This is a genomic window from Microbacterium sp. GbtcB4 (assembly GCF_019091465.1).
Classification (GTDB): domain Bacteria; phylum Actinomycetota; class Actinomycetes; order Actinomycetales; family Microbacteriaceae; genus Microbacterium; species Microbacterium paraoxydans.
This window is the reverse complement of sequence record NZ_JAGXJJ010000049.1, coordinates 1-305: the sequence shown is the minus strand read 5'-3', so window position 1 is coordinate 305 and position 305 is coordinate 1. Positions and strand designations below refer to the sequence as shown.

Here is a 305-nt window from a genome sequence, read left to right as displayed (position 1 = left end):
GCACCCACTACGCCGCGAACCTGATGTCGGTGACGCCGAAGAGCTCCTGGCCGTGGGTGAAGACGCTGCTGCACTCCGTCTACGACCAACCCGACAAAGAAGCCGTGCACGCCCAGTTCGACCGGGTCCTCGATGCCCTGGAGCACAAACTGCCGCGCAGTTTCCAGCACCTCGAGGCCGCCCGGGAGGAGGTCCTCGCCTTCACCGTCTTCCCGAAAGAGATCTGGCGGCAGATCTGGTCCAACAACCCCAACGAGCGCCTGAACCGGGAGATCCGGCGCCGCCCCGACGTCGTCGGGATCTTC

Annotated in this window: 1 protein-coding gene; it reads left to right on the top strand. The window is 65.6% G+C overall.

From position 1 onward, the window contains the following. A partial coding sequence (locus KVS71_RS17235) for a transposase (protein ID WP_217585129.1) occupies positions 1-305 on the top strand: 305 nt, incomplete at both ends.